This window comes from Pseudomonas sp. Irchel 3A18, assembly GCF_900187465.1.
Classification (GTDB): domain Bacteria; phylum Pseudomonadota; class Gammaproteobacteria; order Pseudomonadales; family Pseudomonadaceae; genus Aquipseudomonas; species Aquipseudomonas cichorii.
Genome location: NZ_FYDI01000004.1, coordinates 323,706 through 338,488 on the forward strand (window position 1 = coordinate 323,706; position 14,783 = coordinate 338,488).

Annotated in this window: 15 protein-coding genes; 4 read left to right on the plus strand and 11 right to left on the minus strand. The window is 59.1% G+C overall.

The window, feature by feature from the left end:
• Positions 1 to 53: 53 nt before the first annotated feature.
• From CKW23_RS09845 to CKW23_RS09870, 6 genes are all read right to left on the minus strand, one after another.
• A complete protein-coding gene (locus CKW23_RS09845; RefSeq protein WP_025261327.1) occupies positions 54 to 599 on the minus strand; it encodes a C40 family peptidase in 546 nt (181 codons plus the stop codon).
• 84 nt (positions 600 to 683) lie between these two features.
• Positions 684 to 1,361 carry a C40 family peptidase gene (locus CKW23_RS09850; protein WP_025261328.1) on the minus strand — a complete coding sequence of 226 codons (678 nt, stop codon included), beginning with the start codon at positions 1,359 to 1,361 and terminating at the stop codon, positions 684 to 686.
• 75 nt (positions 1,362 to 1,436) lie between these two features.
• The gene (locus CKW23_RS09855; protein WP_025261329.1) at positions 1,437 to 2,201 is read right to left on the minus strand and encodes an NAD-dependent deacylase; all 765 of its coding nucleotides are present in this window, start codon (positions 2,199 to 2,201) and stop codon (positions 1,437 to 1,439) included.
• A complete protein-coding gene (gene hda / locus CKW23_RS09860) occupies positions 2,195 to 2,899 on the minus strand; it encodes a DnaA regulatory inactivator Hda (RefSeq protein ID WP_025261330.1) in 705 nt (234 codons plus the stop codon). The genes CKW23_RS09855 and hda overlap by 7 nt, the downstream gene beginning before the upstream one ends.
• Positions 2,900 to 3,104: 205 nt before the next feature.
• Entirely contained in the window at positions 3,105 to 4,178 is a 1,074-nt protein-coding gene (locus CKW23_RS09865) for an AI-2E family transporter (protein WP_025261331.1), read from the minus strand.
• Between the two features lie 49 nt (positions 4,179 to 4,227).
• A complete protein-coding gene (locus tag CKW23_RS09870) occupies positions 4,228 to 5,304 on the minus strand; it encodes a DUF2066 domain-containing protein (RefSeq protein WP_025261332.1) in 1,077 nt (358 codons plus the stop codon).
• Between the two features lie 325 nt (positions 5,305 to 5,629).
• Between CKW23_RS09870 and purM the strand changes: the two genes are divergently transcribed.
• From purM to CKW23_RS09890, 4 genes are all read left to right on the plus strand, one after another.
• Positions 5,630 to 6,688: a phosphoribosylformylglycinamidine cyclo-ligase gene (gene purM / locus CKW23_RS09875; RefSeq protein ID WP_025261333.1), complete on the plus strand. Its 1,059-nt coding sequence runs from the start codon at positions 5,630 to 5,632 to the stop codon at positions 6,686 to 6,688.
• Complete coding sequence (purN, locus tag CKW23_RS09880) at positions 6,688 to 7,338, plus strand: phosphoribosylglycinamide formyltransferase (RefSeq protein ID WP_025261334.1); 651 nt, start codon at positions 6,688 to 6,690, stop codon at positions 7,336 to 7,338. Before purM ends, purN begins: the two co-directional genes overlap by 1 nt.
• 8 nt (positions 7,339 to 7,346) lie before the next feature.
• Complete coding sequence (locus CKW23_RS09885) at positions 7,347 to 8,060, plus strand: DUF3108 domain-containing protein (protein ID WP_025261335.1); 714 nt, start codon at positions 7,347 to 7,349, stop codon at positions 8,058 to 8,060.
• Between the two features lie 256 nt (positions 8,061 to 8,316).
• The gene (locus CKW23_RS09890; protein ID WP_025261336.1) at positions 8,317 to 8,496 is read left to right on the plus strand and encodes a hypothetical protein; all 180 of its coding nucleotides are present in this window, start codon (positions 8,317 to 8,319) and stop codon (positions 8,494 to 8,496) included.
• A gap of 58 nt (positions 8,497 to 8,554) precedes the next feature.
• Here CKW23_RS09890 and CKW23_RS09895 read toward each other — a convergent pair whose 3' ends face one another.
• From CKW23_RS09895 to cysM, 5 genes are all read right to left on the minus strand, one after another.
• The gene (locus CKW23_RS09895) at positions 8,555 to 9,094 is read right to left on the minus strand and encodes a DUF2058 domain-containing protein (protein WP_025261337.1); all 540 of its coding nucleotides are present in this window, start codon (positions 9,092 to 9,094) and stop codon (positions 8,555 to 8,557) included.
• A 30-nt stretch (positions 9,095 to 9,124) separates the two neighbouring features.
• Positions 9,125 to 9,958 carry a nucleoside triphosphate pyrophosphohydrolase gene (mazG, locus tag CKW23_RS09900; RefSeq protein ID WP_025261338.1) on the minus strand — a complete coding sequence of 278 codons (834 nt, stop codon included), beginning with the start codon at positions 9,956 to 9,958 and terminating at the stop codon, positions 9,125 to 9,127.
• Between the two features lie 105 nt (positions 9,959 to 10,063).
• Complete coding sequence (gene relA / locus CKW23_RS09905) at positions 10,064 to 12,304, minus strand: GTP diphosphokinase (RefSeq protein ID WP_025261339.1); 2,241 nt, start codon at positions 12,302 to 12,304, stop codon at positions 10,064 to 10,066.
• 158 nt (positions 12,305 to 12,462) lie between these two features.
• Complete coding sequence (rlmD, locus tag CKW23_RS09910; protein WP_025261340.1) at positions 12,463 to 13,818, minus strand: 23S rRNA (uracil(1939)-C(5))-methyltransferase RlmD; 1,356 nt, start codon at positions 13,816 to 13,818, stop codon at positions 12,463 to 12,465.
• Positions 13,818 to 14,720 carry a cysteine synthase CysM gene (gene cysM / locus CKW23_RS09915; protein ID WP_025261341.1) on the minus strand — a complete coding sequence of 301 codons (903 nt, stop codon included), beginning with the start codon at positions 14,718 to 14,720 and terminating at the stop codon, positions 13,818 to 13,820. Before cysM ends, rlmD begins: the two co-directional genes overlap by 1 nt.
• Between the last annotated feature and the right edge of the window lie 63 nt (positions 14,721 to 14,783).

Genomic DNA, 14,783 nt, shown 5'->3' on the forward strand with positions numbered 1-14,783 from the left:
CCCCGTGGGAGCGAATTCACTCACGAAAAAGAGCTTTGCGACTGAATTTGCTCCTAAGGGGCGGTGGTATTTTGCGCCAGGTTCGAGGGCTGGATCACGCGCTTGGCGTTGAGATAGGCCTTTTGCCAATACGGCTTGTCCAGGCTGTCCAGCTTCACGGTGCCACCGGTCGCCGGGGCATGTACGAAGCGGCCTTCTCCGACATAGATGCCCGCATGGGAAACCTGCGAGCCACCGGAAGTGGCGAAGAACACCAGATCACCGGATTGCAGCTGCTCACGCCCGACATTCGGCGCGCCCATCACAATCATGTCGCGAGTCGAGCGTGGCAACGAGATACCCGCCGCGTCACGATAGACATAACCGATCAGGCCACTGCAATCGAAACCCGAATCAGGCGTGTTGCCGCCCCAGCGATAAGGCGTGCCGACCAGCCCGAGCGCACGAAACAGTACGTCTTCGGCAGCCTGAGAGAGAATTTGCGGGGGAGCAGAAAGCACCGGGCGCTGAACGACACGGGGCTGAGGAGGTGGCGAGCTGGCACATGCACCCAGCAACGCTGCGATGGAAATGACCGCCAGACGTAACGTAATCGACATAACCACAACAACCTGATCTGGATGCGGCCAACACTGCCGAGAAGCTGAAAATGCAGACAGGCTCATGCCTGTCTGCGCACTGCATCATTTATGGCGCTTGAGTGTAGTCGATGTCATGGCAGTGGTCTGTACAGGCTCGCTGGAAGGAGCCATTGCCAGAGCACGCTTGGCCTCGATGAACGTCTTGCTCCAGTAGGCGTCATCGAGACTGTCGATGCGCACACCACCACTACGGCGGCTGCTGGAATGGATGAACTGATCGTCACCCAGGTAAATGGCTGCATGGCTCACACGACCGCGACCACGGGTGCTGAAGAACAGCAGGTCACCGGGCTTGAGGTCATTGCGCGACACCAGAGGCGCATTCACGTTGATCATTTCGCGAGTGGAACGCGGCAGGCTCATGCCAGCCTCTTCACGAAACAGATAACCGATGAAGCCGCTGCAATCGAAACCCGAAGTGGTCGAAGAACCACCGAAACGGTAGCGAGTACCGATCAGGGATTTGCCACGCTCCAAGATGCTGTCGGCCAGAACCGGCAACTGGTAAGGCTTGTTGTCAGCAAAACCGGCCAGTTCTTCTTCGGTGGCGAGTTCTTCCTGCAACATGGCTGCATCTGCACGGCGAGCCGGAGATTGCGAGCTGATCGAATTCTGGTACTGCGGTTGTTGCTCTTGAGAAACCGGTAAATTGGCAGAGCAACCAAACAAAAAAGTAACGAGTGCGAGGGGCACGAGGGGTGCGAAGCGTACTACTTGCATGGGCACGACCGTGGCTGAACTGTTAAGAAGGCGAGACTATGCCCGCTATCAAGATGATTTGCAAATTCAATCGAGTCAAATGTGACTTATGAGTTTTTCCATGACATGTGCTGCACGGCACTGCAGAAAAACGTCCATCTGGGCGCTGTGATCGGTGGGGGCCGGATTGATTTCTGCCGTGAATCCCCCGCAAATACGGGTGCGCAAGACAGGTTCGTGGATGTAGGGGAAGCTGGCAGTGGTGCCGATACTCAACACCGCATCAAAGCCTTTGGCCATTTCTTCATAGAGTGTTTCAAGAGCTTTCTCAGGCAACATCTCCTGAAACAGCACGACGGACGGTCGCAAAACGCCACTACACTTCTGGCACAAAGGCGGCAGCGGCCGCAGCAAGTGCTCACTCAGATGAGAGTCTTCTTCGCCACAGGACTGGCAAAACAGTGGAGCCATTTGCCCATGGATCTCGATCAGGCGTTCCGGCGGGCTGCCAGCGGCACGATGATAGCCATCGACGTTCTGGGTCAGCACCCAGCATTCGGGCTTCATCCGCTGCAATTGAGAAATGGCGTAATGCGCGGCATTGGGCTGGCCACCCAGACACGCCTTGCCCAGTTCGGCGATGTATTTCCAGCACAGCTCTGGATCACGGCGCAGCATCGGCCCGGACAACGCCACCTCAATGGGCAGGCCGTCATCGGTCTTGCCATTATAAAGACCGCCTACACCGCGATAGGTGGGCAGACCCGAATCCGCCGAAAGCCCCGCACCGGTAATCACCAGGATCCGCTGTGCATGGCGCAATGCTGCCGCCGTCTGCAGCAGCAAGGCCTGATCTACCAACCCAGGGTTTCCTTGAGGAAGGGAATGGTCAGCTTGCGCTTTTCCTGAAGAGAGGCCTGATCCAGACGCTCAAGCAACTCGAACAAAGCGTTCATGCTGCGGGTGCCACGGGTAAGAATGAAATGCCCGACTTCATCGGTCAGGTGCAGACCGCGACGGGAAGCGCGCAGTTGCAGGGCGCGCAGCTTGTCTTCATCGGACAGCGGACGCATCTGGAACACCAGCGCCATGGTCAGACGAGACTTGAGGTCCGGCAACTTGACCGGCAGTTCGCGAGGCGACTGAGAAGCCGCGATCAACAGGCGACGCCCGCTGTCACGCAGACGATTGAACAGATGAAACAGCGCCTCTTCCCATTCCGGCTTGCCCACGACCGCTTGCAGGTCATCCAGGCAGACCAGCTCGTACTGCTCAAGGTGATCGAACAGCTCGACGCCTTCATCGATGACTTCGGCCAGTGGCAGATAAACAGAAGGTTCACCCATCTGCTCGAAACGAAGGCAAGCTGCCTGCAGCAAGTGCGTGCGCCCTACCCCATCCTTGCCCCACAGATAAATCAGGCTTTCCGTCCACCCCGCGTCAGCCTCGCACAGGCGCTCGACATAGCCGAGAGCCGCAGCATTGGCGCCGGGATAGTAATTGATGAAAGTGGCGTCATCACGCAGACGGACACTCAGGGGCAGCTGAATCGGTTTCATGCTGACGGGCACGGTTCAGGCGAACCGTTAGGGACCTCTGGGAAAGTGCGCAAAGTTTATACCCGTGGCGTCGACGGCACAATGCGCCATACCCCAAGCAAAATCAAAGACTTGCGCTTTGACAGCGCAAACCTTCGCCAACAGGGCCCGGGCGGCCCTGCTGGCGAAAACGCCTGAACACCGAATTCAGACACGTTGAAAAGCCCTATAGATCAGGGTCTTCCATGCCGCTGTAGGCTTCAGAACCTTTATAGAGGTCATGAAGATGGCGCAACAAGACCATGATCACGGCCGCCACCGGCAACGCCAGCAGAATGCCGGTAAAACCGAACAGTTCGCCACCCGCCAGGATCGCAAAGATCACCGCCACCGGGTGCAGGCCGATGCGGTCGCCCACCAGCAACGGCGTCAGCACCATGCCTTCGAGCATCTGGCCGATCATGAACACGGCGACGATGCCCAGCAGCGGATACAACTCACCGCCGAACTGGAACAGACCGGCCACCAGCGCAGCGCCAATACCGATCACGAACCCCATATAAGGCACGATGGCAGCCAGCCCGGCGATCACGCCGATCAGCAGACCAAGCTCCAGGCCCACCAGCATCAGACCGGCGGCGTAGATCACGCCCAGACCGACCATCACCAGCAACTGGCCACGAATGAACGCGCCGAGCACTTCATGACATTCGCCAGCCAGTTTCACCACCTGGTCTTCACGATGGCGCGGCAGCAGGCCACGAACCTTACCCGTCATCAAGTCCCAGTCGCGCAGCAGGTAGAAACACACCACAGGGATCAGCACCAGATTGGTCAGCCAGCCGATCAGCGCGAGGCTCGACGCCGTGGCTTGGGACAGCACCACGCTGACGATATCCCCCGCCTGCCCCATATGCTCGGAAAGCGCGGTCTTGAGCTTGTCGAATTTCCAGAACCCTTCAGACAGGCCGAACTTGGCCTGCACCCACGGCAAGGCCGTATGTTGCAGCCAGTCGAGAATCTGCGGCGCCAGCTCATAAAGGCGGAACAACTGTTTGGCCAGCATCGGCACCAGCACCAGCAGCAAGGCCATCAGCACCAGCGTGAACAAACCGAATACCGCCACCACGCCCAGGGTTCTCGACATACCGAGCCTTTCCAGGCGATCCACCAGGGGATCACCCATGTAGGCCAGCAGCAGCGCTACCAGAAAAGGCATCAGGATCGGATGCAGCATGAATATGAACAAAGCCAGCAGGACAATCCCGACAGGCAAGTACCAACGCTTCGTATCAGTCATCAATGACCCCAACCCCAAGAGAAAACGTAATCCGGCACGCTTTGCCGGACTACCAACGGAAATACAGTTGCGGTGCAGACACCGGGACAATCATTGGCGCATCCGCAGCAGGAGCCGGTGAGGCGGCGGCATCGACTGGCGCTGCTGGCGGCGGTGTAGCGGCTGCCGCTTCGCTGGCGGGCACTTCCTGCAATTTTGCCAGGGACAATTGCGAGCGTAGCTGCTCCGGGCTGCTCGTGACTTCAAATGTCACGCGATCAGCCTCGACCGACTTGAGGCGGGCGCCGAACGGTTCGAGCAGATTGAGCAATTGCGCGTAACGCTCCAGATTCATGCCCTGCACCTGGAAGACCAGACCGGTGGATGCGCCAGGCTTGGCTGCAAAACGCGGAGCCAGCCGCTGGCTCACCGCCAGGAGAATGGAATCGGCCAGCGCTTCAGGGTTGGCACCCGTGGCGCTGCCCTGCTCGCGCTGATCACCCAGCCACAAGCGCCATTTGCCCTGCCACTGCCCGGCTTCTTCCTTGGCGTGCACAGCGAGAATCGCGTCGGCACCATAGCGCTCGGAGACCTCTTTCAACGGCGTAGCATCGTTGCTTTCAAGGTTCTGCGCGGTACCGACACCCTGTTCGCTCAGGTCAGCCAGGGGCAGGCGCAAAGGCAGGCCACGGTGTTGAGCAGCGCGGCGCAGAGGCTCGGCGGCAGCCTGCCCGTCACCTACCAGGTTGGAGCCCTCAGTGGAATCCAGCAGCCACCAGCCCAGGATCGATGGACGATTACTGCCCCAGATCGCAAGACCGGCCTGACGCAGGGAGCGGTCAGTGGTGGCCGGATCGAAATCCACCAGCAGGGTTTCCGGCGGTCCGGCTTCATAACCGTACTGGCTGATGATCTGTTGCGGATCCTTGCGCAACCCGGACAAGGCCGCGCCCTGGGCAGCCTTGGCATCGCCGGTCAGGCGCACGACCAGGGTTTCCAGAGCCGCCTGAGTGGCGCGAGTACGCTCCTCGGGCGACTGGCCGCTGACGGTTTCACGGACTTGGTACAAATTGCTCACGGTCTCGGCAAGGCCGGGCAGGCTGAACAGGGACAGGCAGCCGACGAAAAGGAATCTAGAAAAACGCATGGACAGTTCCCGAACGGAAAAACGGTATTGAAAACCGTATGAAGGTGTTCAACATGCCTCAGACAGCAGGTCGTTGCCAATCATTCACATTAAATTACAGCTTATTAAGGAAGGCCTGCGTCGCCCGTGGGGATTTTATTTTTGCCTGATACCCCCTGCCCGTCGGCCCAAGGATGGCTCACGGGCAGCAAGCCTGATAAAATCGCGCGCCTTCGCAGACTGGCGATGGTGGCGGCCCGAACGGCACTGCGCGAAAGCGCAACCCTGAACCGGCCCCGCCGCAGCGGTCGATACCCCCGAATCCCCCCTAAAGGCCTGGATTTTTATGAGCAAGCAACCCTCCCTGAGCTACAAAGACGCCGGTGTAGACATCGACGCCGGTGAAGCATTGGTCGAACGCATCAAGAGCGTCGCCAAGCGCACCAAGCGTCCGGAAGTCATGGGCGGCCTGGGAGGTTTCGGCGCCCTCTGCGAAATCCCGGCCGGCTACAAGCAACCGGTTCTGGTTTCCGGCACCGACGGCGTCGGCACCAAGCTGCGTCTGGCCCTGAACCTGAACAAGCACGACAGCATCGGCATCGATCTGGTCGCCATGTGCGTCAACGATCTGGTGGTCTGTGGCGCAGAGCCGCTGTTCTTCCTCGACTACTACGCCACCGGCAAACTCAACGTCGACACCGCAGCCCAGGTAGTAACCGGCATCGGCGCTGGCTGTGAACTGGCCGGCTGCTCGCTGGTTGGCGGCGAAACCGCAGAAATGCCTGGCATGTACGAAGGCGAAGACTACGACCTGGCCGGTTTCTGCGTCGGCGTCGTGGAAAAGGCCGACATCATCGACGGCTCGAAAGTGGCTGCCGGTGACGCCCTGCTCGCCCTGCCATCGTCCGGCCCGCACTCCAATGGTTACTCGCTGATCCGCAAGATCATCGAAGTCGCCGGTGCCGATATCGAAAACATCCAGCTGGACGGCAAGCCCCTGACCGAACTGCTGATGGCCCCAACCCGCATCTACGTCAAGCCGCTGCTCAAGCTGATCAAGGAAACCGGCGCGGTCAAGGCCATGGCCCACATCACCGGTGGCGGCCTGCTGGACAACATCCCGCGTGTACTGCCAGCAGGCGCACAAGCCGTGGTCGACGTCGCCAGCTGGCAGCGTCCGGCAGTATTCGACTGGTTGCAGCAGCAAGGCAACGTTGAAGAAAACGAAATGCACCGCGTCCTGAACTGCGGCGTCGGCATGGTGATCTGCGTTGCCCAGGAGCACGTTGAAACCGCCCTGAACGTACTGCGCGAAGCAGGCGAGCAACCTTGGGTCATCGGCCAGATCGCTACCGCGGCCGAAGGTGCAGCACAAGTCGAGCTGAAAAACCTCAAGGCGCATTGATGTCTGCCACCTGTGATGTCGTGGTGCTGTTGTCCGGCACCGGTGGCAACCTGCAAGCCATGATCGACAGTTTCAAGGACGGGGCCAGCCCCGTCCGCATCCGCGCCGTCATTTCCAACCGGGAAGACGCATTCGGACTGCAACGCGCCAGAGACGCAGGTATCGAAGCCTGCGTTCTTGATCACAAGGCATACGAAGGCCGCGAGGCCTTCGATAGCGCCCTGATGGAACTGATCGACACCTTCGAGCCACAACTCGTGGTACTGGCCGGATTCATGCGCATCCTGACGGCGGACTTCGTTCGTCACTACCAGGGTCGCCTGCTCAATATCCACCCTTCCCTGCTGCCTCGCTACAAAGGCCTGCATACTCACCAGCGTGCGCTTGAAGCCGGAGATACCGAACACGGCTGCAGCGTGCATTTCGTCACCGAGGAACTCGATGGCGGGCCACTGGTCGTACAGGCTGTGATTTCAGTAGAGTTGCAGGACTCGCCAGCCACACTTGCGCAACGGGTCCATGTGCAAGAACACCGGATCTACCCGCTGGCCATACGCTGGTTCGCCGAAGGCCGATTGCGTCTTGGCGATGAGGGTTCATTACTGGATGGCAAGTTACTTCCGCCCACCGGACACTTGATTCAAGACTAGGAGATACCATGCGTCGTGCCTTGCTCTTCGCTTTCGCTCTGCTCGCACTGCCTGCGGCACATGCAGCAGATCTTCAACCCTTCTCCGCCAGCTATACCGCCGACTGGAAGCAGCTTCCTATGAGCGGTACGGCCGAACGCAGCCTGGAAGCCGGCCCCAACGGTACCTGGACCCTCAGCTTCAAGGCCTCGATGATGATCGCCAGCCTGACGGAAGTCAGCACGCTGAAAGTCGACAAAGAGGTGATGCTGCCCCAGACCTACAACTTCGAGCGCAGCGGCCTGGGCAAGTCCAAGAAGGTTGATCTGGCCTTCGACTGGAACGCCAAGTTCGTGACCGGCACCGACCGTGGTGACGCCATCAAGCTTGCGCTCAACCGTGGCGTTCTCGACAAGTCCACTTACCAGCTGGCCCTGCAGCATGACGTGGCAGCCGGCAAGAAGAGCATGAGCTATCAGGTCGTCGACGGTGACGAAATCGATACTTATGACTTCCGCGTGCTGGGTTCGGAAAAGGTCGCCACCAAAGCCGGCCAGGTCGATGCCATCAAGGTCGAACGCGTACGTGACCCGACACAAAGCAAGCGCACCACCGTGCTGTGGTTCGCCAAGGATTGGGATTACCTGCTGGTTCGCCTGCAACAGGTCGAAACCGACGGCAAGGAATACAACATCATGCTGTTGGACGGCACCGTCAACGGCAAGGCTGTAAAAGGTAGCTGATCCTTTTTCGCGAATGAGCGGAACGCCGCCCGATTCGCTCCCACCGGAGCGAATCCATTCGCGAAAAGACTTCATGAAGAATCCTTCATTTCCCCCTCGCAAAACCTGAAAGCCCCGCCAGTCAAAGCCTCCAGCCCTGCAAAAAGTTCAATAGGCCAGTACCGGAAAAATTGCCTGTTTACTTAGCAAGCTAACCGATTCTATAAAAGAGTCCTGCGACACATCGCCGCAGTTTCTAGAGTCAGGAGCTATCAATATGACCGTTAAAGTTACTGAGCGTGACGAAGCCCACCTCTCTCATGAAGCCGTTGCGGATGGCATTCAGATCTGGGACGTTTACCAACAGGACCAGTTGGTAGGGATGTTTCACGTAGAGTCAGACGCCTATAACTACAAGGCGGAGCTGGAAGAGCAGGAAAACCAGCGCACTCACTAATAATTCGAGCGCAAAACAAAACCCGCCTTGAGCGGGTTTTGTTTTGTTCGCAAGAGACTTACCACATCAGGTCATCAGGCACCTGATAGGCCGCATACGGATCATCTGCATCCGGCGCTTCGGTCGGAGTGTTGAGCAACACGACACGGCGTGGGTCGCGCTCCTGGATCTTCAACGCCGCTTCACGGGGAATGATTTCATAACCGCCGCCGTGATGCACGATGGCCAGCGAGCCACTGCTCAGCTTGTTGCGCATCAGGGCATTGACCGAGATGCGCTTGACCTTCTTGTCATCGACGAAGTTGTAGTAATCCTCGGTCGTGAGCTTGGGCAGGCGCGAGACTTCGATCAATTGCTTGATCTGCGCGGTGCGGGCCTTGGCCTCGGCCTTCTCCTGCTGCTGACGATTGAGTTCCTGATCGCGCCTGGCCTTTTCGGCCTGGGCCTCCTGGGCTGCACGCTTTTGCGAATCATCGATCTGGATCTGGCCCTTGTGCGCCAGACGCTGTTCTTTCTGCTTTTCTTTGCCGACCTGCTTGGCCTGCTTTTGGTTGACCAGACCTGCCTTGAGCAACTGGTCGCGAAGGGAAAGGCTCATTGTCTACTCGCTTATGCAGATACCACACGCTCAGCCGCAGCCGGGCGTGCTCTTTTCCTGACGTTTGGCTTCGCCCCACAGAGCGTCCATTTCATCGAGAGTGCAATCTTCGATGGGACGCCCGGCCTGGTGCAATGCCTGTTCAATAAATCGGAAGCGCCTGTCGAACTTGCCATTGGCCGAGCGTAGCGCAGTTTCCGGGTCAACTTTAAGATGCCGGGCCAGATTGACGACCACAAACAGCAAATCGCCCACTTCCTCGGCCATACCCTGAGCATCATTCTCGGCCATGGCTTCGAGTACTTCATCCAGTTCTTCACGAACCTTATCGACCACCGGCAAGGCCGCAGGCCAGTCGAAACCGACCTGAGCTGCACGCTTTTGCAGCTTGACCGCACGGGACAGCGCCGGCAGAGCCGTGGGCACGTCGTCGAGTAATGAAAGCTGCTCGGGCGCCCCCGCCTTCTCGGCGCGCTCCTGAGCCTTGATCTCGTCCCAGCGCCGATTGACCTCTTCGTCGGTCAGGCGCGGTGTTTCCAATGGTGCATACAGCTCACCGGTGGGGAACACATGGGGATGACGACGCAGCAACTTGCGAACGATGCCGTCTACGACACCCTCGAACTCGAAACGTCCCTCTTCTTTCGCCAACTGGGCATAGAACACCACCTGAAACAGCAGATCGCCCAACTCACCGGGAAGATGATCGAAATCGCCCTGCTCGATGGCATCGGCCACTTCATAAGCTTCTTCCAGCGTATGGGGCACGATACTGGCGTAAGTCTGCTTCAGATCCCACGGGCAACCGTATTGCGGATCGCGCAGACGGGACATGAGAGTGAGCAGATCGTTGATTGAGTACATGGGGCTCCTTTCAGTCGCAGCGGCAGGCTGAAAGCTACAAGTTTCAAGCTACAAGCTCGTTTTTGCCTTATAGCTTTCAGCTTGCAGCTTAAAACTTACAGCCGCCTACGGCGTTCTGTTCCGCCGTGTCTCGATGATGTTCGGCAACTGGGCAATACGCCCCAGCAACCGACCCAATGCATCCAGCCCCGGAATCTCGATGGTCAGCGACATGAGCGCGGTGTTGTCTTCCTTGTTCGAGCGGGTGTTGACCGCCAGAACGTTGATCCGCTCGTTGAGCAGGACCTGGGTGACGTCACGCAGCAGCCCGGAACGGTCGTAGGCGCGGATGATGATGTCCACCGGATAGGTGAGCACCGGCACCGGCCCCCAGCTGACCTGAATGATCCGCTCGGGTTCGCGCCCCCCCAATTGCAGCACAGAGGCACAATCCTGACGGTGGATGCTCACGCCACGGCCCTGGGTGATATAGCCGACAATGGCATCCCCCGGCAGCGGCTGGCAGCAGCCGGCCATTTGCGTCATCAGGTTGCCGACGCCCTGGATCTGGATATCGCCGCGCTTGCCCGGTTTGTAGCCGGTGGCCTTGCGTGGAATCAGTTCAACATCGTTGATACGTTCCGGCTCGACCTGCTGCTGGGCAAGGTTGACCAGTTGTGCCAGACGCAAGTCGCCTGCGCCCAGAGCGGCGAACATGTCTTCGGCGGTCTTGTAGTTGGCCTTGTCCGCCAGCTTCTCGAAATCCACCAGCGACAGTGCCAGCCGTGCCAGTTCGCGCTCAAGCAGGGTTTTACCTGCCGCCACGTTCTGGTCACGGGCCTGCAGCTTGAACCAGTGAACGATCTTGGCCCGCGCCCGGGATGTGGTGATATAACCCAGGTTCGAGTTCAGCCAGTCGCGGCTCGGCGTACCGTGCTTGCTGGTGATGATCTCGACCTGCTCGCCGGTCTGCAGACTGTAGTTGAGCGGCACGATCCGGCCATTGATCTTCGCGCCACGGCAGTTGTGGCCGATCTCGGTGTGTACCCGATAAGCGAAGTCCAGCGGTGTCGAGCCCTTGGGCAGGTCGATGGCATGACCGTCCGGGGTGAAGACGTAGACACGGTCCGGCTCGATATCGACCCGCAACTGCTCTGCCAGACCGCCGATATCACCCAACTCTTCATGCCACTCGAGCACCTGACGCAGCCAGGAGATTTTCTCTTCGTAGTGGTTGGAGCCGGATTTGACGTCAGTGCCCTTGTAGCGCCAGTGCGCACAGACGCCCAACTCGGCTTCTTCGTGCATGGAATGCGTGCGGATCTGGACTTCCAGCACCTTGCCTTCCGGCCCGATAACGGCGGTGTGCAACGAGCGATAACCGTTTTCCTTGGGGTTGGCGATGTAATCGTCGAACTCCTTGGGAATGTGTCGCCACAAGGTATGCACGATCCCCAGCGCGGTGTAGCAGTCGCGCATTTCCGGGACCAGTACCCGAACGGCACGCACGTCATAGATCTGGCTGAAAGCCAGGCCCTTGCGCTGCATTTTGCGCCAGATGGAATAGATGTGTTTGGCACGCCCACTGATGTCGGCCTTGACGCCGGTGGCCAGCAGTTCGTTTTCCAGTTGCGACATCACATCGCTGATGAAGCGCTCACGATCCAGACGCCGCTCATGGAGCAGCTTGGCGATCTGCTTGTATTGCTCAGGCTCAAGGTAGCGGAAAGACAGGTCTTCCAGCTCCCACTTGATATGACCGATACCCAGGCGATGGGCCAGAGGTGCGTAGATATCGAAGACTTCACGGGCCACGCGATTGCGTTTTTCGTCGTCGGCATTCTTTACCGCACGAATCGCACAGGTACGCTCGGCCAGCTTGATCAGGGCCACACGCACGTCATCGACCATCGCCACCAGCATCTTGCGCAGGTTTTCCACCTGCGCCTGACTGCCCAGCACCAGAGACTGGCGAGGGCTGAGGCTGGCACTGATCGCCGCCATGCGCAGTACGCCGTCGATCAGCTTGGCGACGGTTGAACCGAAGCGCTGCTCGACATCCTGCAAGGGGATCACGCCTTCGCGCACGCCCCGATAGATGACGGCTGCGATCAGGGAGTCCTGATCGAGCTTGAGGTCAGCCAGGATTTCCGCGATTTCCAGACCGGTCTGGAAACTGGAGGTACCGTCTGCCCAGTGATTCTTTAAAGCGTTGTCCTTCTGCTCGGCTTGCCGGGCAAATTCGCAGGCCTCTTTCATGGCCTCCCGATCGAGGACCATATCGACGCTGACAATGTGATCCAGCCATGCATCGAGATTGATACTGCCGTCTGTGTTTATCGGCTGGTGCGCTCTCACCTGTACCATGCTGCTTACCTTCCCTACGGCGCGATGAATAGCGCCTTCAGTCGCCAGCCTTCTTGAGCGAATGCCACTTGCCGGGCAAGCAAGGACCGGCATTCGCGGGCCAGTCGGATTAAACGAGATTCCCTGTCAGCAGCTGACTCGATCCAATGAACCGCTGCTCACTTACTCGCTTCAAATAAAGCCATCGCCTCGACATGGGCCGTCTGTGGAAACATATCGAGTATTCCGGCACGTTTTAATCGGTAGCCCTGATTGACCAATTCGACCGTGTCGCGAGCCAAAGTTGCCGGGTTGCATGAAACATAAACCAACCGTCTGGCGCCTGATTTCCTGATCTGACGCACCACTTCAAAAGCCCCGTCGCGCGGTGGGTCCAAGAGTACCGCAGAAAATCCGTCAGCGGCCCAGCTTGCTTGTGTCAGCGGCTGGGAAAGATCCGCCTGAAAAAACCTGACGTTATGCAGATCATTACTCATTGCATTGGCAGAGGCACGCTCGACCATGGTCGCAACCCCCTCGACCGCAACCACCTCCCGGGCCATCCCGGCCAGCGGCAGCGCAAAATTGCCCAGGCCACAGAACAGATCCATCACTCGCTCGTCAACCTTGGGCGCCAGCCACTGCAACGCCTGCTCGATCATCGCGGTATTCACCGCCGCGTTGACCTGAATGAAATCCCCCGGCCTCCAGGCCAACTGCAGATTCCATGGATCAAGATGATAGCCCAATGCCTGATCCGGGTCTGCCGGTTGAGGCTCGCCTTCGCCATGCAGCCAGAGTTGCGCGTCATGCTCCTTGCAGAACCCTTGCAGCATGGCCAGATCACCCTCAGCCAGAGGCGCGGTGTGACGCAGCAACACGGCAATGGAAGAGCCGCTGAACAATTCAACGTGACCCAGCGACTGAGGTTTGCTGAAGCTTTTCAACAAGGCAGGCAGTTGCGTCATGATCGGTTGCAAGGCCTGTACCAGCACCGGGCAATGCTCGATGCTGACGATGTCCTGACTGGCTGCCGCACGAAAGCCCACATCCAGCCGCTTGGCCTTGGCATCCCAGCGCACGGCGATGCGCGCACGTCGACGGTAGGCCAGTTCGGAACCCGCCAATGGCGCAGCCCATTCATCCGGCACGACATTCGCGACCCGCTGCAACTGCTCGGCCAGCATGCGCTGTTTCAGGGCAAGCTGTTCTTCATGGGGCACATGTTGCACGCTGCAACCGCCACAGCGACCAAAATGCTCACACGCAGCCGGGCGGCGCAGGGCACTGGCCTGCAACACTCGCTCGGTACGCGCTTCGACAATCTTGCCGTGGGCATTGAGCACCCGCGCCTCGACCTCCTCACCTTCAAGGCTGCCTGCTACAAACCAGGTCTTGCCGTCGAGAAAGGCGATGCCGCGTCCGTCACTGGACAGGCGATCAATGGTCAGCCGCTGTTTCTTGCCAGCAGGGATCTGCGCAGCCTTGACGCCTCCAGCGGGTTGGAAGCGCAGCCCTCTTTGTTGTTTGGCCATCAGTTGGGCGCGTCGTAGACGCCGGTCGACAGGTAACGGTCGCCGCGGTCACAGATGATTGCGACCATGACCGCATTTTCGACTTCACGGGACAGGCGCAGCATGCCGGCTACAGAACCACCGGACGACACGCCACAGAAGATGCCTTCCTCGCGTGCCAGCCGGCGCATGGTGTCTTCGGCTTCAAGCTGGGCCATGTCGATGATGCGATCGACACGATCGGCCTGATAGATGCGCGGCAGGTATTCGTGAGGCCAGCGGCGGATGCCGGGAATCGCAGCACCTTCCATCGGTTGCAGACCGACGATCTGCACGTTGGGGTTTTGCTCCTTGAGGTAGCGCGAGGTGCCCATGATGGTCCCCGTGGTGCCCATGGAACTGACGAAATGGGTGATGGTGCCGCCAGTCTGCTGCCAGATTTCCGGGCCGGTGCTGGTGTAGTGCGCTTCGGGATTGTCACCGTTGGCGAATTGATCGAGCACCTTGCCACGGCCTTCGGCCTGCATGCGCTCAGCCAGGTCACGTGCGCCTTCCATGCCCTCTTCCTTGCTGACCAGAATCAGTTCCGCGCCATAGGCGGTCATGGCAGCCTTGCGTTCGGCACTGGAGTTGTCCGGCATGATCAGAATCATGCGGTAACCCTTGATCGCCGCGGCCATGGCCAGGGCGATGCCGGTATTGCCGGACGTGGCTTCGATCAGAGTGTCGCCCGCGTGGATCTGGCCGCGCAGTTCGGCACGGGTAATCATCGACAGCGCCGGGCGGTCTTTTACCGAGCCAGCCGGGTTGTTACCTTCGAGCTTCAACAGGAGGGTATTGCTGGTATTACCCGCGATGCGTTGCAGGCGCACGAGCGGGGTGTTGCCGACGCAATCGGCAATGGTTTGATACTGCAAGGTCATGGCGTATTCGCGATCCAGACTGCGGGGGGCACTATCATAACGGCAAACGCCCAAAGCCCATAT

Coding starts and splice junctions, on each gene's coding strand:
- CKW23_RS09845 (WP_025261327.1), bottom strand. CDS start 599: ATGTCGATTACGTTACGTCTGGCGGTCATTTCCATCGCAGCGTTGCTG.
- CKW23_RS09850 (WP_025261328.1), bottom strand. CDS start 1,361: ATGCAAGTAGTACGCTTCGCACCCCTCGTGCCCCTCGCACTCGTTACT.
- hda (WP_025261330.1), bottom strand. CDS start 2,899: ATGAAACCGATTCAGCTGCCCCTGAGTGTCCGTCTGCGTGATGACGCC.
- CKW23_RS09865 (WP_025261331.1), bottom strand. CDS start 4,178: ATGACTGATACGAAGCGTTGGTACTTGCCTGTCGGGATTGTCCTGCTG.
- CKW23_RS09870 (WP_025261332.1), bottom strand. CDS start 5,304: ATGCGTTTTTCTAGATTCCTTTTCGTCGGCTGCCTGTCCCTGTTCAGC.
- purM (WP_025261333.1), top strand. CDS start 5,630: ATGAGCAAGCAACCCTCCCTGAGCTACAAAGACGCCGGTGTAGACATC.
- purN (WP_025261334.1), top strand. CDS start 6,688: ATGTCTGCCACCTGTGATGTCGTGGTGCTGTTGTCCGGCACCGGTGGC.
- CKW23_RS09885 (WP_025261335.1), top strand. CDS start 7,347: ATGCGTCGTGCCTTGCTCTTCGCTTTCGCTCTGCTCGCACTGCCTGCG.
- CKW23_RS09890 (WP_025261336.1), top strand. CDS start 8,317: ATGACCGTTAAAGTTACTGAGCGTGACGAAGCCCACCTCTCTCATGAA.
- CKW23_RS09895 (WP_025261337.1), bottom strand. CDS start 9,094: ATGAGCCTTTCCCTTCGCGACCAGTTGCTCAAGGCAGGTCTGGTCAAC.
- mazG (WP_025261338.1), bottom strand. CDS start 9,958: ATGTACTCAATCAACGATCTGCTCACTCTCATGTCCCGTCTGCGCGAT.
- relA (WP_025261339.1), bottom strand. CDS start 12,304: ATGGTACAGGTGAGAGCGCACCAGCCGATAAACACAGACGGCAGTATC.
- rlmD (WP_025261340.1), bottom strand. CDS start 13,818: ATGGCCAAACAACAAAGAGGGCTGCGCTTCCAACCCGCTGGAGGCGTC.
- cysM (WP_025261341.1), bottom strand. CDS start 14,720: ATGACCTTGCAGTATCAAACCATTGCCGATTGCGTCGGCAACACCCCG.